Genomic DNA, 19423 nt, shown 5'->3' on the forward strand with positions numbered 1-19423 from the left:
CTGCGGGATCTGATCGTTGGCGCGCGGCGCCCATAGGTGCGCATTCTCGGGGCTTGAAGGGCAAACATAAAGCCCAACCTGCATTGCACGACGAAATGAACAGCAAAAATAAATGAAACTCGTGGCAAACCTGCCCGGTCAATCATTACGTACTGACTTTTCCCCCTAATTGCACCAAGGAGAAACACCATGAGTAGCACAGGCGATAAAGTGAAAGGCATGGCCAACGAAGCTGTCGGCAACGTCAAGCAAGGCGTCGGTAAAGCCACCGACAACACCAAGCTGCAAGCCGAAGGCAAGGTTCAAGAGAAAAAAGGCGAAGCCCAGCAAGCAGTCGGCAAAGCCAAAGACGCCATCAAAAAAGGTGTCGACAAGGCGTAATCCAGCCTTGAACGCAACATATGAGCGGCCATCCAGGGATGGCCGTTCTTATGTCAAAAGCTTGCGCGAGCCACCAAGGGTCGCCAAGTGAGCTACCTTGATGTAAAAAACCGCCCCTGAGTCGCCACGACTTCAACCTGTAATGCGGCGAAAGGAGACGCGAATGATTTTTCCGGACATGAAAGGTCTGCCACTGCACCGGGTGATGGTGCGCACAGTGACTGAATTCATCGATGACGAGATGTCGACCTACGCCTCGGCACTGGCCTACCAGATGCTGTTCTCGCTGTTCCCGTTCATTCTGTTCCTGATTGCCCTGATCGGTTTCCTGCACCTGCCGGACTTCTTCACCTGGCTGCGTCTGCAATCGGAACTGGTGCTGCCACCGCAGGCGCTGGAACAGGTCAACCCGGTCATCGATCAACTGCAGCAGTCTAAGGGCGGCTTGCTCTCGATCGGTATCGTCATCGCCCTGTACACGGCATCTGCCGGCGTGCGGCTGATGATGAGCGCGATGAACGCCGCTTACGACGTGGTCGAGGGCCGGCCGATCTGGAAGCGTTTTCCGCTGTCGGTGTTCTACACCGTCGGCATTGCCGGCATGTTGCTGGTGGCGGCCGCACTGATGGTGCTCGGGCCGCAAGTGATGGGCTGGATTGCCGCGCAGGTGGGCCTTGAAGATTTCATTGTCACCGTGTGGACGATTGCCCGCTGGCCAGTGATCGTGATTCTGATGATGGTCGCCGTGGCCCTGATCTACTACGTGATGCCCGACGTCAAACAGGAATTCCGCTTCATCACCCCAGGCTCGGTGCTGGCGGTGGTGGTGTGGATCGTGGCCTCGTTGGGGTTCGCGTTCTACGTCAAAACCTTCGCCAACTACAACGCGATGTATGGCAGCATCGGGGCGATCATCGTGCTGTTGCTGTATTTCTATATTTCCGCCGCCGTGCTGCTGCTTGGGGCGGAGATGAACGCGGTGATCGAACACATGTCCAGCGAGGGCAAGAACGAGGGCGAGAAAGTCCCCGGCGAACTCGATGAACATCCCAAACAACACGTTTCAGGGCTTGGGCGCGACCAGTCGCTGAAACCGAATACCGACGAAGTCTGATCATGATCCGTGAAATCCTGAAAATGGGCGATGAACGCCTGCTGCGCATCGCTCCGCCGGTGCCCCCGGAAATGTTCGACAGCCCCGAGCTGTGGCAACTGATCGATGACATGTTCCAGACCATGGAAAGTGTCGGTGGCGTCGGCCTGGCCGCGCCGCAGATCGGCGTCGACCTGCAACTGGTGATCTTCGGTTTCGAGCACAGCGAACGCTACCCGGACGCCGAAGCAGTGCCGCAGACGATTCTGATCAATCCGCTGATCACACCATTGAGTCCGCTGACGGAAGAGGGCTTCGAAGGCTGCCTGTCGGTACCCGGCCTGCGTGGCGCGGTGGATCGTTATCAGCAGATTCGCTACGAAGGGTTCGATCCCAAGGGCGAACCGATCGTGCGCGTGGCGTCAGGCTTTCATGCGCGGGTGGTGCAGCACGAGTGCGATCATCTGATCGGCCGCTTGTATCCGTCGCGGATTACCGATTTCAGCAAGTTCGGGTTTACCGAAGTGATGTTCCCGGATCTCGATCCCGCAGCCGACGACTGATCCTGAGAACATCTCTATCCCAATGTGGGAGCGGGCTTGCTCGCGAAGGCGTCGTATCAGTCAATTGATGCAGCGACTGACACGACGCCTTCGCGAGCAAGCCCGCTCCCACAATTGATTTTTATGGTTCCAGCCCCATCGCAATCATCGGCTTGCTCCGCGCATACCGGCTCAACCGTTCGACCAGTGCGTAGGGCAGGGCGGGATCGAAGCTGAAACCGCGCCGCTCGTAAAACCCGCGCAAGTCCGGATGACAGAACAGCCACACCGGCTCCTGCAAATCCTTCACCGCCGCCGCGATCAACTGCCCGGCAATCCCTTGCTCGCGGCAACCCGGATCAACAAACAACCCGGTCAACCAGTGTCCGCCCGCCACCGGCCGCAAGCACAATGCGGCGACGATGTCCTCGCGACGGGCCACCCACAACTGCGCGTCGCGCACCGCCTTCATCGACGATTGGTGGCTGCGGTAAAACTTGTTCATCAACGGCCACAAAGGCTCGTCGAGCAGGACGTATCGGGTATCGGGCATGGGATCGGACTGGCGGCGGGCAAAGCGCCGATTATAAAAGAACGCGCGCCGCGCGATAGGTGTATACCTGAGCCTACATCCCTGTGAGTGGAGTACGCATCATGTCCAAAGGTATGGATTCAAAGAAAGCCGCGAAGAAGAAACCGGTGAAGACGGCGATTGAAAAGCGTGCAGAGAAGAAAGCCAAGAAGGTCGATATTTTCGGTCATTGATCACGTCCTTCGGGAGCCCGTCCCCCGGGCTTCCGTTTCAGCGCAAAAATAATCTGCAAGATTGCTCGGCCTTGTTGCACAGAAGGGGAAGATTCCCGTTCCGAGCCACGCCATGCCGAATTACTTCGACGCCGACCATCGCCAGCAGATCGAAACCCTGCGCCAGCGCTTCACCGCCCGCACCGAGTGGCCAACGTGGCTGCTGTTGATCGGCGTGTATGGCGGCTGGTTCACCATCATCCTCAATAGCGCCTGGCTGGGTCACGGCTTGAGCACCTTGTTGCTGATTCCGTTGCTGGTGCTGTGGCTGTCGGTGCAGCATGAATTGCTGCATGGACATCCGACCCGCTCGGTGCGGTTCAACAAAGTCCTCGGTTATGCGCCGTTTGCGGTGTGGTATCCGTACACGCTCTACCGCGACAGCCACCTGCTGCATCACCGCGATGAAGACCTGACCGTGCCCGGCATTGATCCGGAAAGTCGCTACCTCACGGCAGCACGCTGGCAGGGCAGTTCGCTGTTTGAACGCAGCCTGCACTGGCTGAATAAAACCGTAATCGGCCGCTTCATCATTGGTGCTCCGCTGGGATTGATCGCGCTGGCCGCCGAAGAACTGCAACGGCTGAAAAACCGCGAGCGTCAGGCCTGGCTCATGTGGCTGACCCACGGGGCCATGACTGTACTGATGTTGTGGTTCGTCGCCCGCTACAGCGTGCTGCCGGTCTGGCATTACCTGCTGCTGATCAGCGTACCGGCACTGTCGATCGCGATGATCCGCTCCTACTATGAACACCGTCCGCATGCACAACCGGAACAGCGCACGGTGCTCAACGAGGCTGGCTGGCCGTGGCGCTGGCTGTTTCTGAATCTGAATTTTCATCTGGTGCATCACGACCTGCCGGGGCTGGCGTGGTACGACTTGCCCCAGGCCTATCGCATGCGCCGCGAGCAATGGGTGGCGCGCAGTGGCGGGTTTCTGGTGCAGGGTTATGGGCAGTTGTGGCGGCAGCACGGGTTCAGACCGATCGACAGTCCGCAGCATCCTTTCCACTAATCTCAAGAACACCACAAAACCCCTGTGGGAGCGGGCTTGCTCGCGAATGCGGTAGAACAGTGACATGTCTGGTGTCTGACACACCGCTTTCGCGAGCAAGTCGAATCGTCGCACCGCCGCTCCCACAGGGGTAAGTATTTGCAGGGAAATAACGTGTATGACCCAACACCATCTCGAACTGCTGATGTACACCGCCCCCGAGCCCATCCGCTTGGCCAACGAACGCTGGATTTCCCGCATCCTCGAACACCTTGGCCACTCCCGCTTGAACGCCGCCAGACTGTCGCTCCCCGAACTCTGGTTATCCCCGGATCTGCTGCTGACCCAAACCTGCGGCTATCCACTGATGACCTTGCTGCGCGGTCAGGCGCGCATCGTCGGTCGCCCGCGCTACGAACTGCCCGACGCCACTGCCGGCAATCATTGCAGCCTGATTCTCAGCCGTGCTGACGATTCGCGCGAAACCCTGATGGATTTTCGTGGCAGTCGCGGGGTGATCAACAGTGACGACTCCAACAGCGGCATGAACCTGTTGCGCCATTGTCTGGCGCCGCTGCACCGCGACGGGCAGTTCTTCGGCGCGGTCGGCATCAGTGGCGCGCACCGCGAGAGCTTGCGCTGGTTGCGGGACGGTCAAGCCGATCTGGCGGCTATCGACAGCGTGACCTACGCCTATCTCGCTCAGCATGCGCCGGAAGAAGTCAGCGGTTTGCGGGTTGTGGCGCGCAGTGCGTTGAGCCCGACGTTGCCGTTTATCACGGTCGCTACCGCTACTGATGAGCAGATCGAACAGTTGCGCCGGGTTATGAATCAGGCGTTGCGTGAGTTGCCGGATGTGGCGCAGACGTTGGGATTGCCTGAGGTGCTGCCGGCCAGTGAAAGCGATTATCGGGTTGTGCTCGACTATCTGCGTGAGGCTGAAGAATTGGGCTATGGCCGCTTGCGCTAAAGATCGCAGCCTTCGGCAGCTCCTACAGGTTGAACGCTTTCCAATTGTAGGAGCTGCCGAAGGCTGCGATCTGTTGCTCTTATATCTCCAAAAAGAATATAAAAATGAAATATAAATATTATTAATGCATAAAGCGCCTTGCTAGGATCGCGCCACCGGATCACCGGACATTCAGCGACCCTTACCCAGGAGCCCTTATGTCCGGCGCCGACACCGCTCATCGCAATCATCTTGATGCTCTGTTCCGCGCCCATTACCGCTGGCTGTGCACGTACCTGCGCCGACAGCTGCACGACGCCGCAGGCGCGGAAGACATCGCTGCCGAAACCTTCGCGCAATTGCTTCAGGCGCCCAGTGTCACGGCGATCCGTGAACCCCGCGCCATGCTCACCACAATTGCCCAACGCTTGCTTTATCAGCGCTGGCGCCGGGCGGATCTGGAGCGCCGGCATGCGCAGCAGATCGACGTCGAGGTCGCTATCTCGCCTGAAGAAATCGCCCAACTGAGCCAGACCCTCAAACGCCTCGATCACAGCCTGCAACGCCTGCCGGGCAAAGTCCGCTCGACCTTTCTGCTGGCGCGGATCGATGGCCTGACTTACCCGCAAATCGCCGCCGAACTGGGCATCTCGCAACGTTCGGTCAGTGTTTACATGACCCGCTCCCAGGCCCTGTGCGACCGCCACAGCGCCAACCAAATCCTGACAGACAAGAGGTCCGCATGAGATCGATCAAAACCCTGCTCGGCCGTTCGTTGCTGGCGCTGAGCCTGAGCGTCGGCGCCGTTTCGGCGGCGGAGAAAACCGCGCCGATCCACTTCGGTGACATCACTTGGGAAAGCGGCAGTTTCATCACCGAAGTGCTGCGCCTGATCGTCGAAAAAGGCTACGGCTATCCGACCGATACGCTGCCGGGCAGCACCGTCAGCCTGGAAGCGGCGTTGGCGAAAAACGATATTCAGGTGATCGGCGAGGAATGGGCCGGGCGCAGTCCGGCGTGGGTCAAGGCGGCCAATGAAGGCAAGGTCTTCGGCCTCGGCGATACCGTCAAAGGCGCGACCGAGGGCTGGTGGGTGCCGGAATACGTGATCAAGGGCGATCCCGAACGCGGAATCAAACCGTTGGCCCCGGAGCTGAAATCGGTGGCCGATCTGCCGCGCTACAAGGACGTGTTCCGCGACCCTGAAGACCCGAGCCGCGGACGTTTCCTCAACAGCCCGACCGGCTGGACTTCGGAGATCGTCAACAGCCAGAAACTCAAGGCCTATGCGCTGACCGACAGCTACGTCAACTTCCGCACCGGCTCCGGCGCGGCGCTGGATGCCGAGGTGGCATCGTCGATCAAACGCGGCAAACCGGTGCTGTTCTACTACTGGTCGCCGACGCCGCTGCTCGGGCGATTCAAACTGGTGAAGCTCGAAGAGCCGCCGTTCGATGCCGAAGCCTGGAAGACCCTGGCCGATGCCAACAATCCGAATCCCAAGGGCACGCGCTCGATGGCCGCAAGCCTGGCGATTGGCGTGTCGGCACCGTTCAAGGCGCAGTATCCGGAACTGGTGTCGTTCTTCGAGAAAGTCGATTTGCCGATCGATCTGCTGAACCAGACCCTGGCCGGCATGAGCGAAAAGCGCCAGCCACCGCGGCAGGTCGCCGAAGCGTTTTTGCGCGATCAGCCGCAGGTGTGGAAGGCGTGGGTGCCGGGGGAGGTGGCGAGCAAGGTGACGGCGGGGCTTTGAGTTTCAACTGTTTGATCTGTGGCGTTTGAGCCATCGCCTTCGCGAGCAAGCCCGCTCCCACAGGGGGGGGCGGGCGCGCCACAAATCCAGTGTGGGAGCGGGCTTGCTCGCGAATGATCTAAAGGCCTACACCGCTTCCGCCGCCAGCGCCGCCACCACGGTCGGCCGCCGCTCAATCCGCGCCTGAAACCGCGCCAGCGCCGGCCACTGCGCCAGCTCGATCCCGAACAACCCGGCCCAGCGCAACACCACAAACAACAACGCATCCGCGACGCTGAAGCCGCTCGGCAGCAGATACTCCTGCTGCTCCAGCACCGCGACCAACACGGCAAAACGCTTGAACAACTTCTCCTTGATCGGTTCGGCCGGCAGTCGCTCATCGAACAGTGCGCCGAAGCCGCCGTGGATCTCGCTCGAAATGAAATTCAACCACTCCTGCAAACGCAGCCGTTCGAAACTGCCGGGCGCCGGGGCCAGCCCTGATTGCGGTTGCAGATCCGCCAGATACTGCAGGATCACCGCCCCCTCGGTCAGTACCGCGCCGTTGTCCAGTTGCAGTGCCGCGACGTAACCCTTGGGGTTGATCGCAAGAAAGTCTTCGCCGCTGGCCGTGCGCTTGCTGCGGTTGTCGACGCGGATCAGCACGAAGGGCAGCTTCAGTTCGCGCAACACAATGTGCGGCGCCAGCGAACAGGCTTGCGGGGCGTAATACAGCTTCATCGGCAGTTCTCTGGTAGGGATTTGGCGCCAGTGTCATAGTGCGCCGCACCCTCGGTAAAATTAATCTTTCAGAAACCTTCCATAAGGACAGCTACTGGCATGATGAACCTGATGCATTGGCGGCTGGTGGTCGCCGTCGCCGATCACGGCAACATCACCCGCGCTGCCGAGCGGATCGGCATGACCCAGTCCGGCGCCAGCCAGGCTTTGGCGCTGATGGAGGAAACCCTCGGCGTGCAGCTGTTCAGCCGCGAAAGTCGCCAGACCTTGCCGACCGCCATTGGCTTGCCGGTGATCGAACAGGCGCGGCTGATGCTCGGTGCACTGGAGACCATTCGCCAGACTGTCGACAGCGTGCGCCCGATGCTGCGCGGGACGATCCGCCTGGCGAGTTTCCCCATGGTGCTGGCGAGTTTTCTGCCGCCGCTGCTGCGCCAGTTCAATCGGCTGTATCCGGGGATCGAAGTGGTGGCGCTGGAGGTCAGCGACGATGAGGTCGAAACCCTGCTCGCGGCCGGTCTGGTGGATGTTGGCGTGGTGCTCAACCCGGCACCCGAGCGCAATGCCGGGCCATTGGGTCGGGATGAATGGGTAGCGGTGGTGCCGGCAGGGAATCCGCTGGCGCTGCGAGGAACCGAGCAGGGCGTCAGCCTGCAAGAACTGACGGCGCTGCCTTTTGTACTGGCCACCGGCGGTTGCTCGACCAACGCCCGCAGCCTCGCCGCCGAAGCCGGGTTGCAGCTGCAGGACGTGCGGGTCGAGGTGCGCGAATGGAGCAGCGCCTTCACGTTGGTGCGGGAAAACCTCGGTGTGACCCTGGTGCCGGAAATGACCTTGCCGGCCGATCGTCAGGGCTTGCGCGTGATTGCCCTGCAACCACGTATCGAACGGGTATTTTCACTGGTATTACCCCCGGGACAGGCCGCATCGGCGGCGGTGCAGGCATTGCTGGATCTGGTTGCCAATCCGCTGATGACGTCCGGGCGCTGAACCGATTCTTGTGCAAAAAGTGCCAGATACTGGCCGACTAATGGCCTTGCGCGCGGTATTGCGCTGTCTATGCTCTCCTGTAACTAACTGTGTCGGCCAACCCCGGCCGCCGCTGATTAGCCTGTCAGAGTGCGCAATCAAGGCACCGATCTGTAACAACAAGGAGCAATCATTAAATGGAAGTTCTTCGACACGTTAGGGCTGGCCCGCTCGCGGGCTATCAAGAGAAGGATGTCTTGATTAGAGCGTCGCGGCATGGACACTCCGATTGAACGTCATTTATCACCTGACAACTTCCTCCCGTGGAGGAATGCGTGTGCCTGTTCTGTGGAACGTAGTGGTGGATTCTGAAAGACCTGAACTTTCATCAAATCAAAAGACCGCGCGGAAGGTGATACAACCATGTTCAACCTACATCACAAGGCTGACCTGCAGGAAATCGAGCGTTTCAGCTGCGCCTTGACCGAAGCCAACGCCAAGCTCGAAGCGATCAGCCGTTCGATGGCGATGATCGAATTTACCCCCGAAGGCATTGTTCTGGATGCCAACGAAAACTTCTGCAAGACCATGGGTTACAGCGCCGAGGAAGTGCGCGGCAAACATCATCGGATCTTTTGTGAAGAAGCGTTTTACCGCAGCGAGGAATACGCAAAGTTGTGGCGCGACCTGGCCCGGGGTGAACCGATCAGCGGCACGTTCCTGCGCTTGAACAAGAGCGGCAGGGAAATCTGGCTCGAAGCCAGTTACATGCCTGTTTATGGTCCCGACAAACAGGTTCGAAGTGTGATCAAGGTGGCCTCGGACATCACCGCCCGGGTCAACAAAGAGCACGAAGAAGAAAGCATGCTGGCGGCGATCAGCCGTTCGATGGCGGTGATCGAGTTCACCCCGGAAGGCAACGTGATTACCGCCAATGACAACTTTCTGAAAACCATGCAGTACTCGCTCAACGAAATCGTTGGCCACCACCACAGTATGTTCTGCCACCGTGCCGAATCCGAGTCGGCGCAATACAAGGCATTCTGGGCATCGCTCAATCGCGGCGAATATCACTCGCACCGTTTCGAGCGCAAGAACAAGTCCGGGCAGATGGTTTATCTCGAAGCCTCGTACAACCCGCTGTTCGACACCAAGGGCCGTTTGTACAAAGTGGTGAAGTTCGCCAGCGACATCACCCAGCAGATGACTACCTTGCAGAACGCCGCGGAATCGGCCCACAGCACTTCGGTACAAAACGACGCCTGCGCGCAAAAAGGCTCACAGGTGGTGCAGCAAACCGTGCAGATCATTCAGGACATTTCCCGCGACCTCAACGAAGCGGCGCTGAGCATCGATGCGGTGAGCAAACAGTCGGACATCATCGGCAGCATCGTCCAGACCATTCGCGGGATCGCCGATCAGACCAACCTGCTGGCGCTCAACGCTGCGATCGAAGCGGCCCGGGCCGGTGAGCACGGGCGCGGGTTTGCGGTGGTGGCGGACGAGGTGCGCAGTCTCGCGGCGCGGACCAGTCAGGCGACCCTGGAGATTGTCGAAGTGGTGCGCAAAAACCATGACCTGTCGCTGAGTGCGGTGTCGAGCATGCAGTCGAGCCTGAGCCGCACCGGGCTGGGTGTGGAACTGGCGAATGAGGCGGGGGAGGTGATTCTGGAGATCCAGCAGGGATCACGGCATGTGGTGGATGCGATCAGCCAGTTCAACGATACGTTGCAACTGAACTGACACCCATCAACAACTGTAGGAGTGAGCCTGCTCGCGATTGCGGTACATCAGTTACTGATCCAGTGACTGACACACCGCATTCGCGAGCAGGCTCACTCCTACATTGGTTTCTAAGCGACCTTCAGGTCACAGCGAAGCGAGAAACTTGTTCGCCAGTTTGTCGCTGTCCTTGACGTCATTGCTGTTTTCTTTGTCCGACTGCGCCAGTTTCATCTTGTCCTGCAGGCGCTCGGCGATCTCCTTGCCGATGGCCTGCTGCTTCTCCGGCGGCATGGCTTTGATGTCGTCTTCGGTGAGGCCCATGCTCTGAAGGACACTGTCACGCAGACGCTGTTCCGGCGACTTGCTCATGTAGTCCTTGAACGCGTCGGTGGCCGAGGTGCCGGTAGTGCTGCCGGCAGCCGTGGCGTCGGTGGTTTGCAGGCCGACGCGGGTCTTGGCGAAGGCTTCGTCGACGTTATCGCTGATGCGCGTGGCGGCGGCCACTTGCTGAGAGGCGATCTGCGTGGCCGAATCCTGGACCGTTGAAGTCGCATCGGTGGCTTGCGACTGGGTCTGATTCTGCAGCGATTGCAGCATGGCGCCGTGCAGGCCGCTTTGCAGACCGGCAGCGGCGGTCGTGGTCGCGTCTTCCGCCAGCCGCTTGGGCAGGTGGATGAGCTGCTGCTGTTTGGCACTGACCAACATCATGATGGAGACCTTTGGATAATTGCTGACGGGCGTATCCGAGCAATTACCGTGCCTTTGCAGCAAGTTCCGCTATTTCAAGGAGTTGCTGCTCTGGCATGCGCAACAAAGCGGTCATCCCTTGCCGTCAGGCGGCAGAGGATGACCGTGCGGCCGTCAGCGATGGGCAATGTTTTCCAGCGCCAGATTGCGCGTGCGCGGGCCGAACCAGCCGATGGTCAGCATCACGATCAGCATGCTGCTGACGATGAACGCGAGTACCCCGGGCGTGCCGAAGTGGTCGAGGAACAGCCCGATCAACAGGCTGCTGAACACCGTCGACAAGCGACTGAACGAATAACAGAAACCCACCGCCCGGGCGCGGATGTTGGTCGGGAACAGTTCGCTCTGGTACGAGTGATAACTGAAACTCAGCCACGCATTGCAAAAGGTGATCATCACCCCGCAGAAGATCAGGCCGAAGGCGCTGGTCTGCAACGCGAACAAAGTGCCGAAGGTCATCGCGCCGAGGGCCGAGCCGACGATCTGCCATTTGTTCTCGAAACGGTTGGCAAACTTCACGAACAGCAACGGCCCGAGCGGGTAGGCGAGGGTGATGATGAACGCGTACATCAGGCTGTGGGTGACGCTGACGCCCTGGCCGGAAAGCAGCGCCGGCAACCAGTTGCCGAAACCGAAGAAACCGATCGCCTGGAACACGTGAAACACGATCAGCATCAGTGCCCGACGGCGATACGGTGGTTGCCATATGTCGGCGAAACGACCCTTGCCTTCGACATCCACCGGGACGGCTTCGGGGGCATCCAGCGGTTGGCGGTGATCCTTCTCGCAGCGTGTTTCGATGTTGTCGAGAATTCTGTTCGCTTCATCGAACCGCCCATGCTGCGCCAGCCAGCGCGGCGACTCCGGCAGACGCTTGCGCAGCCACCAGATGAACAGCGCAAACACCGCACTCGCCAACACCACCCAACGCCAGCCGGACACACCGAACGGCGCCTGCGGCACCAGCCACCAGGACATGAGTGCCACCGCCGGCACCGAGAGAAACTGCACGAAAAACGCGAAGGCAAACGCCGAACTGCGCATGCGTTTGGGCACCAGCTCCGAGAGGTAGGCGTCGATGGTCACCAGCTCGATCCCGAGGCCGATGCCCACCAGAAAACGCATGCAGATAATGCCCAGCGCCGAGCTTTGAACGCCCATCAGCACCGTGGCCACCGTGTACCAGACCAGCGCAAAAGTGAAGATTGCGCGGCGGCCGAAACGGTCAGCCAACGGACTGAGCAGGCTCGCGCCGAGGAACAGGCCGAGGAAGGTCGCGGAAGCGAAGGCCGCCTGATCGGAGAAACCGAACACGCCCTGATTGCCGGTGGCAAAGATCCCGTCGCGGATCAGCCCTGGGCTGATGTAGGCGGTCTGGAACAGGTCGTAGAGTTCGAAGAAGCCGCCGATCGACAACAGCGCCACCAGACGCCAGATCGTGGCGACGGCAGGGAGGCGGTCGATGCGGGCGGAAATCTCGGCGGCGCGTATCGGGTCGATGCCGTCGCGTTGCGCGGCGGCGGGGGCATGAGCAGTCATCGGCTGATCCATTTTTTATTGATGGAAAAGCTTAGCCTGCTACCGGAGTGGATGGGTTGTGAATATCGGCGGTTTTCCCGGGAATACCGCCGATTTTTTGCAATAACTGCTTACGAATTAACGATTTATGCCGCAGCGGCCGAATCGGGCAGCGCTGAGGCCGGCAAGCCGAAGAGGCGATCGAACAGCCAGTTGAAGGCAAACGTGTAGCACGGGATGAAGATGATCAATGCCAGATCCAGCAGGAATGCCTGCACCAGACTGATGTTCATCCACCAGGCGATCAGCGGAATCAGGAACACGATCAGCGTCAGTTGAAAACCCACGGCGTGGGCGATGCGCCGTTTGACCGTGCGGGTGCGCGACTTCTGGCGGCTTTCCCAGTGCTCGAACAGCGAGGTGTAGATGAAATTCCAGGTCACCGCGATGGTGGTGATGATCACCGCCAGCGGGCCTGTGCTGCCGGGCGAAGTGCCGGACAACAGCGCCAGACCGAGGGCCGAGAAGGTCATGCCGATCACTTCGTAGAGCGACACGTAGACCAGTTTGCGTTTGACGCCTTGCATGGGGATTTGCCTCTTTCTTGCAACGTGTTGGCCAGCGGGGCTGGCGAAGACGGCGAAAGATAGCTTCAATAGACGTGACAGAAAAAGTCAGCAGCTTTCAGTTTTGGTGATAGGTAGGCGAAGTGAATTTCAACAGCGACAGCATCGAACTGTTTCTGGCGGTGATCGAGCGTGGCTCGTTCTCCGCTGCTGCCCGCGCTTTGGGCCGGGTGCCTTCGGCAGTCAGCATGGGCATCGGCAATCTTGAGGCGGAGCTTGGCTATCCGCTGTTCGACCGCAGCCACCGCGAACCCCAACCGACCGCGATGGCACTGTCACTGGTGCCGCATGCGCGGCTGATCGCCGAGCAGCTCAAGCAACTGCAGGTGCACGCGGTGGAGCTGTCACTGGGGCTGGAGAGCAAGTTGTCGATTGGCGTGGTGGCGGACATTGACCGGCGCCGTTTGCTCGCCGCGATCAAGGTGATTGCCGAGCGCCATCCGCTGCTCGACATCGAAGTGCTGACCGCACCGCAGGACGACGTGCTGGCGCTGCTGCACAGTGGTCGTGTCAGCGTCTGTCTGGCGTTTGCCGGGTTGAGCATGAACGTACTGGAGCGTTTTCAGTTTGTCGGCAGCGAACGAATGATCGCCACGCTGGCGGCGGACAGTCCGTTGTTGCAGGGGCAGGATCTGTTTCTCGAAGACCTGGTGCACGTGCGGCAGATCGTCGTCGCCAGCCGCGATTTGCCGATCAGCGAGACCCGGCCATTGGTGGCCGAGTCGCACTGGCGCACCGACACCCTGGAGGCGGCGCTGGAGATGGTCGAGGCAGGGCTGGGCTGGGGCAATTTTCCGTTGTCGATGGTGCAGCCGTGGCTGGACAGCGGGCGCTTGAAGCGGCTGAATTTCCGCAACATCGAGAATGGCCTGGTGCTGCCGGTGCACGCGGTGTGGCTCAAGAGCCAGCCGCTGCAGAAGGGCGCGTTGGCCCTCGTCGAATTGCTCGGTCACTGAGCCCAACACAAACCCCCTGTAGGAGCGGGCTTGCTCGCGAAGGCGTCGTGTCAGCTGGCATTTGCTTATCTGGCACACCGCCTTCGCGAGCAAGCCCGCTCCCACAGGGAGATTGGGTTTCACCTTGGCATTTGTGACCATCCGAGAGATTTCAGAGGTCAGGTACTCTCGCGAATCTTCAACTCGAAGCCCATATCCTCAACCGGTCGCGCCACGCTGTTGCCGGCCATCAACGTCAACATCTGCTCCGCCGCGCGCCGGCCGATTGCCTCGCGCGGGGTGTTGATGCTGCTCAGGCGCGGCACCATGTGTTCGGACATCGGCAAGTCGTTGAAGCCGAGGATCGCCACCTGCTCGGGGATCCTGATCCCATTGCGCAACGCTTCCAGCAGCGCACCCTGCGCGAGGTCGTCGTTACCAAAGAAGATCGCATCAACGTCCGGATGCGCCGCCAGCAGTTGCAGGAACAGCTCGCCGCCCAGGCCAACAGACGAGGAACGTGGGGTCAGCACTTCCAGATCCGGGTCGTAGCGACCGGCCTTTTGCAGGGCTTTGCGGAAACCTTCGCCGCGCAACAAAGTGCGCTGATCGAGTTGTGCGCCGATGTAGGCCAGACGCTTGCGCCCACGAGAGAGCAAATGTTCGGCAGCGGTTTCGCCGGCATTGAGCTGGGAGAAACCCACGCAATTCACCCCGGCGGCGCTGTCCAGTTCCATCATGTACACGCAGGGAATGTTGCTGGCCTCGATCATCCGCCGCGAACTTTCAGTGCGGTCGAAGCCGGTCAGCAGCAAACCGCGCGGCTGGTAGGCCATGTAGTTGCGCAACAGGTTTTCTTCTTCATCGCGTGAGTAGTGGAAGTTGCCGATCAGCACTTCGAAGCCCTTGGGCGTGAGTACCCGATGAATGGCTTCCAGCGTATCGATGAACAACAGGTTGGACAGCGATGGCACCAGGACCACCACCGAATGGCTCTGCGCCGAGGCCAATGCGCGGGCGGCAGGGTTGACCACGTAGTTGAGTTCGAGCGCGGCTTTCTGCACTTTTTCCACCAGTTCGGTGGCCACGGTGCTGACCCCGCGCAGGGCACGGGAGGCGGTAATCGGGCTCACGCCGGCGAGGCGGGCAACTTCATTAAGGGTGGGACGGCCGGTGGTGCGAGTGTTTTTATCGTTTTTAGGGGTGGTCATCGGGCGGCTTGCCAAACAAAAATCAAGGCACTAAGGTAGCGCTGTCCTGATGCAGCTGCAAATGCGTAAGCGAGGTCCTGCCTGATCTCGCTTTTTGGCGTTGGGCCGCAAACCTGCTGCAACCCAAAAAAACGACAAGAAGGCGTCGGCAACTTCTGCCTGTGCACTAGAGTCATAGCTAGCAAAGGTAGCGCTGTCTGCGCGCTGAGGTGTTATATGAGTCATCCCATCACCGCCCTGGTCATCATGGGCGTTGCCGGTTGCGGCAAGACGTGCGTCAGCGAGGCCCTGTGCCAATTGAGCGGCGCCACTGCCATTGAAGGCGATACTTTTCATCCGGCCGCCAACATCGAAAAGATGAGCGCGGGGATCCCCCTGAACGACGACGACCGTGCCGGCTGGCTCGACAGCCTGTGCGATGAACTGCGCCGTGTCGACGCCCTTGGCGAGCGTCCGGTGCTGACCTGTTCGGCCCTCAAACACAGTTATCGCGAAGTGCTGCGCAGTGCCTTGCCGGGCCTGGGCTTCGTGTTCCTGGAGCTGACCCCGGAAGTGGCCGCCGACCGCGTATCGCATCGCCCGGGCCACTTCATGCCGGCGACGCTGATCGAAAGCCAGTTCGCCACCCTCGAATCGCCGGTCGGCGAGCCGCTGACCCTGGCGCTGAATGCTTCGATCCACAGTGTTGAAGAGCTTGCCGCGCAAGCCCACGTCTGGTGGCAGGCCCATGGTCTGAAACAGGCGGTATGAGTGTGTTCATGCAGATAGCGCAGTCCTCACGATTTCTGTTCAACCCGCTTTAATAACAACAACAAGCCAGGAGACACCCCCAATGTTTGGCATGTCCCACGACACGTTTCTGCTGCTTGATGCAGTGGTCACGGTAATCGGGCTGATTGTCCTGATTACCAAGTTCAAGATTCACCCCTTCATCTCCCTGACCATTGCCGCTGCCTTTCTCGGGCTGACGTCCGGCATGCCGATCGGCACCATCATCAAGGCGTTCCAGGACGGCTTTGGTGGCGTGCTCGGTTTCGTCGGGATCATCCTTGCGCTGGGCACCATGCTCGGCAAAATGATGGCCGAATCCGGTGGTGCCGATCAGATCGCTCAGACCCTGATCCGCGCCTTCGGCAAGGAAAGGGTCCAGTGGGCGATGATGTTCGCCGCGTTCCTGGTGGGTATTCCGCTGTTCTTCGAAATCGGCTTCGTGTTGCTGATTCCGTTGGTGTTCATCGTCGCCCGGCGGACCGGTGTGTCGATCATCAAGATCGGTATCCCGCTGCTCGCTGGCCTGTCTGCGGTACACGGTCTGGTGCCACCGCACCCGGGCCCGCTGCTGGCGATCGGGGTATTTGGCGCCGACATCGGCAAGACCATTCTCTACGGTCTGATCGTCGCACTGCCGACTGCAATCATTGCCGGTCCGATCTTCGGTACGTTCATTGCCAAGCACATTCCCGGCACGCCGAATCAGGACCTGGTCGATCAACTGGCCCGTGAGAACGACGAATCGGCCAAGCTGCCAAGCTTCAGCATCACCCTGATCACCGTGCTGCTGCCGGTGTTCCTGATGCTGCTGAAAACCTTCGCTGACGTGGCGCTGCCGGACGGTCACTTCTTCCGCACCTGGATGGACATGATCGGTCACCCGATCTCCGCATTGCTGCTGGCGTTGCTGCTGTCGCTGTACACCTTTGGCCACAAGCAGGGCATCGGTTCGCAGCAGATCCTCAAGTGGCTGGACGCGAGCCTGGCGCCGACCGCCGCGATCATCCTGATCATCGGTGCCGGTGGCGGCTTCAAGCAGATGCTGGTGACCAGCGGCGTGGGCGACGTGATCGGCCACATGGCGGTCAGCGCGCAGATCTCGCCGATCCTGCTGGCGTGGCTGGTGGCGGCGGTGATTCGTATCGCCACCGGTTCGGCCACCGTGGCGACCATCACTGGCGCGGGCATCGTGGTGCCGGTGGTGGGGATGATCCCGGGCGTCAACCGTGAACTGCTGGTGCTGGCCACCGGCGCCGGCTCGCTGATCCTGTCCCATGTGAACGACGCCGGTTTCTGGCTGGTGAAGCAGTACTTCAACATGACCGTGGCCGAAACCTTCAAGACCTGGACCGCGATGGAAACCATCCTGTCGGTGGTTGCGTTGGGCTTTATCCTGCTGTTGTCGCTGTTCGTCTAAGCAGCTTCTTGCAGACACAAAAAAACCGCAGCGATGCGGTTTTTTTGTGGGTGACGGTATCAGGCTCAATACATTACCCCTGTGGGAGCGGGCTTGCCCGCGAAGGCGTCGTGTCAGTCGACATCAATGTTGTCTGAACCACCGCATTCGCGGGCAAGCCCGCTCCCACAGTGTGACGTGTTGTCAGACGGCTTTCGGTGCTAATCCATCCGCCCGGAACATCCCGCGAATCCCGCGCACTGCCTGACGAATCCGGTCCTGGTTTTCGATCAGCGCGAAGCGCACGTGATCATCACCATACTCACCAAAGCCCACCCCCGGCGAGACACAGACCTTGGCCTCGGCCAGCAGCTTCTTGGCGAACTCCAGCGAACCGAGGTGCGCATAAGCTTCGGGAATCTTCGCCCAGACATACATCGAAGCCTTCGGATTCTCGACCATCCAGCCCAGCTCATGCAGGCCTTTGACCAGCACGTTGCGACGCTGGCGATACTGCTCGGCGATGTCGCGCACGCATTGCTGATCGCCTTCCAGCGCGGCAATCGCCGCCACTTGCAGCGGGGTGAAGGTGCCGTAGTCGTGGTAGCTCTTGATCCGCGCCAGGGCGTTGACCAGCTCCGGGTTGCCGACCATGAAGCCGATGCGCCAGCCGGCCATGTTGTAGCTCTTGGACAGGGTGAAAAACTCCACCGCGATGTCCTTGGCGCCGGGCACCTGCATGATCGACGGGGCTTTCCAGCCGTCGTAGACGATGTCGGCGTAGGCCAGGTCGTGCACCACCAGTACGTCGTACTGCTTGGCGAGGGCGATCACCCGTTCGAAGAAATCCAGCTCCACGCACTGCGCGGTGGGGTTGGACGGGAAACCGAGGATCATCATCTTCGGTTTCGGGATCGAGCCACGGATGGCCCGTTCCAGCTCAGCGAAAAAGTCTACGCCGGGCACCAGCGGCACCGAACGCACCTGGGCGCCGGCAATCACTGCGCCGTAGATGTGAATCGGGTAACTCGGGTTCGGCACCAGTACCGTGTCGCCCTGATCCAGGGTCGCCAGCATCAAGTGCGCCAGGCCTTCCTTGGAACCGATGGTGACAATGGCTTCGCTTTCCGGGTCGATATCGACCGCGTAGCGTTCCTTGTACCAGTTGGAAATCGCCCGACGCAGACGCGGAATGCCCTTGGACGTGGAATAACCGTGGGTGTCTTCGCGCTGTGCAACCTGCACCAGTTTTTCGACGATGTGCGGCGGTGTGGCCCCGTCGGGGTTGCCCATGCTCAAGTCGATGATGTCTTCACCACGACGCCGCGCGGCCATCTTCAGCTCGGCGGTGATGTTGAAAACGTAAGGGGGGAGTCGATCAATGCGCGCAAAGCGGCGCGGCGAACCTTGTTCAGCCATTGTTGCCTCGGATAACGTAAGCGCCCGGAACCGTCCGAGCGACGCTGGTCACTGCGGTGACCTGTGGCGGAAGATAAGGGCAGCGATGGCGGACTGTCCAGCGTGCACGACAATAATTTTTCCAAGGAAATGCTTAATGGAATTCACCAGCGGCTTCTTGCTGAGCCTCTCGCTGTGCCTGGATATCGGCGTGGCCAACATCGCAATGATCACGTTGGCGATGCAGCGCGGATACTTTCAGGGCTTCGCGCTGGGCCTCGGCACCTGCGTCGGCGACCTGATCTACGCGGTGCTGGCGCTGGCCGGGATGACCGTGCTGTTGCAGTACGAGACCGTGCGCTGGGTGCTGTGGATCGGCGGGTCGGCGCTGCTGATCTACTTTGCGGCGAAGATGATCTATTCGGCGATTCACCACGAGGCGCAGTTGGCAGCGACGGCGGAAGTGGGGCAGAACTCGCATCGCAAGGAGTTTTTTCGCGGGATCTTCCTCGCCATGTCCTCGCCAAGCGCGATTCTGTGGTTCGCCGCGGTTGGCGGTACCCTGATCGCCCGCTCCGGTGGCGGCGGCCCGCTGAGCTCGGCGTTGTTCCTCGGCGGTTTCCTCTGCGCCGGGCTGCTGTGGTCGGCCGGTCTGTGCTTCGCCGCGAGCCACGGCGGCAAGCTGCTGGGTGACAAGCTGTTGCGCTATTCCTACATGGCATCGGCGGCGATCTTCTGCTATTTCGCGGTTTACGTGATCGTATCCGGTTATAACGAGTTCGTTGGCTCCGGGGCCGCCGACCAGTTGCATGCCCTGTAACATTGCGAATCGGGTTTGGCTTCTATACTCAGCAGCCGAACCCCTTCTTTTGTTCCAGGAGTCGAGTC

The 19423-nt window shown here is 60.3% G+C and carries 19 protein-coding genes and 2 pseudogenes; 14 read left to right on the top strand and 7 right to left on the bottom strand.

What is annotated here, in order from left to right; genetic code table 11:
* The first annotated feature begins 189 nt into the window (after nt 1–189).
* From JFU48_RS14285 to def, 3 genes are all read left to right on the top strand, one after another.
* Nucleotides 190–381, top strand: coding sequence for a CsbD family protein (locus tag JFU48_RS14285; protein ID WP_003227408.1), 192 nt, complete (start codon nt 190–192; stop codon nt 379–381).
* Nucleotides 382–544: 163 nt separating this feature from the next.
* Nucleotides 545–1495 carry a YihY/virulence factor BrkB family protein gene (locus JFU48_RS14290; protein ID WP_003227406.1) on the top strand — a complete coding sequence of 317 codons (951 nt, stop codon included), beginning with the start codon at nt 545–547 and terminating at the stop codon, nt 1493–1495.
* 2 nt (nt 1496–1497) lie between these two features.
* On the top strand, nt 1498–2037 hold the full coding sequence (gene def / locus JFU48_RS14295) for a peptide deformylase (protein ID WP_103522058.1): 540 nt from the start codon (nt 1498–1500) through the stop codon (nt 2035–2037).
* A gap of 121 nt (nt 2038–2158) precedes the next feature.
* Here the strand turns inward: def and JFU48_RS14300 are convergent, their stop codons facing one another.
* Entirely contained in the window at nt 2159–2569 is a 411-nt protein-coding gene (locus JFU48_RS14300; protein WP_201136774.1) for a GNAT family N-acetyltransferase, read from the bottom strand.
* A 324-nt stretch (nt 2570–2893) separates the two neighbouring features.
* Here JFU48_RS14300 and JFU48_RS14305 point away from each other — a divergent pair, with 324 nt between their 5' ends.
* From JFU48_RS14305 to JFU48_RS14320, 4 genes are all read left to right on the top strand, one after another.
* Complete coding sequence (locus JFU48_RS14305) at nt 2894–3835, top strand: fatty acid desaturase (protein WP_201136775.1); 942 nt, start codon at nt 2894–2896, stop codon at nt 3833–3835.
* A 157-nt stretch (nt 3836–3992) separates the two neighbouring features.
* The gene (locus tag JFU48_RS14310; RefSeq protein WP_201136776.1) at nt 3993–4784 is read left to right on the top strand and encodes a phosphate/phosphite/phosphonate ABC transporter substrate-binding protein; all 792 of its coding nucleotides are present in this window, start codon (nt 3993–3995) and stop codon (nt 4782–4784) included.
* A 197-nt stretch (nt 4785–4981) separates the two neighbouring features.
* Nucleotides 4982–5509: a sigma-70 family RNA polymerase sigma factor gene (locus JFU48_RS14315; RefSeq protein ID WP_201136777.1), complete on the top strand. Its 528-nt coding sequence runs from the start codon at nt 4982–4984 to the stop codon at nt 5507–5509.
* Complete coding sequence (locus JFU48_RS14320; protein ID WP_201136778.1) at nt 5506–6519, top strand: ABC transporter substrate-binding protein; 1014 nt, start codon at nt 5506–5508, stop codon at nt 6517–6519. The genes JFU48_RS14315 and JFU48_RS14320 overlap by 4 nt, the downstream gene beginning before the upstream one ends.
* A 126-nt stretch (nt 6520–6645) precedes the next feature.
* On the opposite strand, the gene gstA is transcribed toward JFU48_RS14320, so the two are convergent.
* Nucleotides 6646–7239 (bottom strand): glutathione transferase GstA, encoded by a 594-nt coding sequence (gstA, locus tag JFU48_RS14325; RefSeq protein ID WP_201136779.1) that lies wholly within the window; start codon nt 7237–7239, stop codon nt 6646–6648.
* A gap of 99 nt (nt 7240–7338) precedes the next feature.
* On the opposite strand from gstA, the gene JFU48_RS14330 reads away from it, so the two are divergent.
* The 3 genes and pseudogenes from JFU48_RS14330 to JFU48_RS30575 all read left to right on the top strand — a co-directional run.
* Complete coding sequence (locus JFU48_RS14330) at nt 7339–8229, top strand: LysR family transcriptional regulator (protein ID WP_201136780.1); 891 nt, start codon at nt 7339–7341, stop codon at nt 8227–8229.
* Between the two features lie 402 nt (nt 8230–8631).
* A pseudogene (locus tag JFU48_RS30570) lies at nt 8632–9408 on the top strand (PAS domain-containing protein); the annotation flags it as partial.
* Between the two features lie 111 nt (nt 9409–9519).
* Nucleotides 9520–9951: pseudogene (locus tag JFU48_RS30575) on the top strand (methyl-accepting chemotaxis protein); the annotation flags it as partial.
* A gap of 126 nt (nt 9952–10077) precedes the next feature.
* Here the strand turns inward: JFU48_RS30575 and JFU48_RS14340 are convergent.
* The 3 genes from JFU48_RS14340 to JFU48_RS14350 form a co-directional block, all read right to left on the bottom strand.
* The gene (locus JFU48_RS14340) at nt 10078–10638 is read right to left on the bottom strand and encodes a hypothetical protein (protein WP_201137088.1); all 561 of its coding nucleotides are present in this window, start codon (nt 10636–10638) and stop codon (nt 10078–10080) included.
* A gap of 156 nt (nt 10639–10794) precedes the next feature.
* Nucleotides 10795–12219 carry an MFS transporter gene (locus JFU48_RS14345; RefSeq protein ID WP_103486039.1) on the bottom strand — a complete coding sequence of 475 codons (1425 nt, stop codon included), beginning with the start codon at nt 12217–12219 and terminating at the stop codon, nt 10795–10797.
* Nucleotides 12220–12344: 125 nt separating this feature from the next.
* Nucleotides 12345–12785 (bottom strand): PACE efflux transporter, encoded by a 441-nt coding sequence (locus tag JFU48_RS14350; RefSeq protein WP_003227382.1) that lies wholly within the window; start codon nt 12783–12785, stop codon nt 12345–12347.
* A gap of 122 nt (nt 12786–12907) precedes the next feature.
* Between JFU48_RS14350 and JFU48_RS14355 the strand changes: the two genes are divergently transcribed.
* Nucleotides 12908–13780, top strand: a complete 873-nt coding sequence (locus tag JFU48_RS14355) for a LysR substrate-binding domain-containing protein (RefSeq protein WP_201136782.1) — start codon at nt 12908–12910, stop codon at nt 13778–13780.
* 158 nt (nt 13781–13938) lie between these two features.
* Here JFU48_RS14355 and JFU48_RS14360 read toward each other — a convergent pair whose 3' ends face one another.
* The gene (locus tag JFU48_RS14360; RefSeq protein ID WP_045122601.1) at nt 13939–14970 is read right to left on the bottom strand and encodes a LacI family DNA-binding transcriptional regulator; all 1032 of its coding nucleotides are present in this window, start codon (nt 14968–14970) and stop codon (nt 13939–13941) included.
* A 216-nt stretch (nt 14971–15186) separates the two neighbouring features.
* Here JFU48_RS14360 and JFU48_RS14365 point away from each other — a divergent pair, with 216 nt between their 5' ends.
* Both JFU48_RS14365 and JFU48_RS14370 read left to right on the top strand, forming a co-directional pair.
* Nucleotides 15187–15720, top strand: coding sequence for a gluconokinase (locus JFU48_RS14365; RefSeq protein WP_003227379.1), 534 nt, complete (start codon nt 15187–15189; stop codon nt 15718–15720).
* 82 nt (nt 15721–15802) lie between these two features.
* The gene (locus JFU48_RS14370) at nt 15803–17158 is read left to right on the top strand and encodes a GntP family permease (protein ID WP_201136783.1); all 1356 of its coding nucleotides are present in this window, start codon (nt 15803–15805) and stop codon (nt 17156–17158) included.
* 183 nt (nt 17159–17341) lie between these two features.
* Here the strand turns inward: JFU48_RS14370 and alaC are convergent, their stop codons facing one another.
* The gene (alaC, locus tag JFU48_RS14375) at nt 17342–18556 is read right to left on the bottom strand and encodes an alanine transaminase (RefSeq protein WP_003227374.1); all 1215 of its coding nucleotides are present in this window, start codon (nt 18554–18556) and stop codon (nt 17342–17344) included.
* Between the two features lie 136 nt (nt 18557–18692).
* Here alaC and JFU48_RS14380 point away from each other — a divergent pair, with 136 nt between their 5' ends.
* Entirely contained in the window at nt 18693–19355 is a 663-nt protein-coding gene (locus JFU48_RS14380; protein ID WP_201136784.1) for a LysE family translocator, read from the top strand.
* The last annotated feature ends 68 nt before the right edge of the window (nt 19356–19423 follow it).

It is taken from the genome of Pseudomonas sp. TH49, assembly GCF_016650625.1.
Lineage (GTDB): Bacteria > Pseudomonadota > Gammaproteobacteria > Pseudomonadales > Pseudomonadaceae > Aquipseudomonas > Aquipseudomonas fluorescens_H.

Excerpts from the sequence above, each read along its gene's own strand:
- JFU48_RS14285 (WP_003227408.1), top strand. The coding sequence starts at position 190 with ATGAGTAGCACAGGCGATAAAGTGAAAGGCATGGCCAACGAAGCTGTC.
- JFU48_RS14290 (WP_003227406.1), top strand. The coding sequence starts at position 545 with ATGATTTTTCCGGACATGAAAGGTCTGCCACTGCACCGGGTGATGGTG.
- def (WP_103522058.1), top strand. The coding sequence starts at position 1,498 with ATGATCCGTGAAATCCTGAAAATGGGCGATGAACGCCTGCTGCGCATC.
- JFU48_RS14300 (WP_201136774.1), bottom strand. The coding sequence starts at position 2,569 with ATGCCCGATACCCGATACGTCCTGCTCGACGAGCCTTTGTGGCCGTTG.
- JFU48_RS14305 (WP_201136775.1), top strand. The coding sequence starts at position 2,894 with ATGCCGAATTACTTCGACGCCGACCATCGCCAGCAGATCGAAACCCTG.
- JFU48_RS14310 (WP_201136776.1), top strand. The coding sequence starts at position 3,993 with ATGACCCAACACCATCTCGAACTGCTGATGTACACCGCCCCCGAGCCC.
- JFU48_RS14315 (WP_201136777.1), top strand. The coding sequence starts at position 4,982 with ATGTCCGGCGCCGACACCGCTCATCGCAATCATCTTGATGCTCTGTTC.
- JFU48_RS14320 (WP_201136778.1), top strand. The coding sequence starts at position 5,506 with ATGAGATCGATCAAAACCCTGCTCGGCCGTTCGTTGCTGGCGCTGAGC.
- gstA (WP_201136779.1), bottom strand. The coding sequence starts at position 7,239 with ATGAAGCTGTATTACGCCCCGCAAGCCTGTTCGCTGGCGCCGCACATT.
- JFU48_RS14330 (WP_201136780.1), top strand. The coding sequence starts at position 7,339 with ATGATGAACCTGATGCATTGGCGGCTGGTGGTCGCCGTCGCCGATCAC.
- JFU48_RS14340 (WP_201137088.1), bottom strand. The coding sequence starts at position 10,638 with ATGTTGGTCAGTGCCAAACAGCAGCAGCTCATCCACCTGCCCAAGCGG.
- JFU48_RS14345 (WP_103486039.1), bottom strand. The coding sequence starts at position 12,219 with ATGACTGCTCATGCCCCCGCCGCCGCGCAACGCGACGGCATCGACCCG.
- JFU48_RS14350 (WP_003227382.1), bottom strand. The coding sequence starts at position 12,785 with ATGCAAGGCGTCAAACGCAAACTGGTCTACGTGTCGCTCTACGAAGTG.
- JFU48_RS14360 (WP_045122601.1), bottom strand. The coding sequence starts at position 14,970 with ATGACCACCCCTAAAAACGATAAAAACACTCGCACCACCGGCCGTCCC.
- JFU48_RS14365 (WP_003227379.1), top strand. The coding sequence starts at position 15,187 with ATGAGTCATCCCATCACCGCCCTGGTCATCATGGGCGTTGCCGGTTGC.
- JFU48_RS14370 (WP_201136783.1), top strand. The coding sequence starts at position 15,803 with ATGTTTGGCATGTCCCACGACACGTTTCTGCTGCTTGATGCAGTGGTC.
- alaC (WP_003227374.1), bottom strand. The coding sequence starts at position 18,556 with ATGGCTGAACAAGGTTCGCCGCGCCGCTTTGCGCGCATTGATCGACTC.
- JFU48_RS14380 (WP_201136784.1), top strand. The coding sequence starts at position 18,693 with ATGGAATTCACCAGCGGCTTCTTGCTGAGCCTCTCGCTGTGCCTGGAT.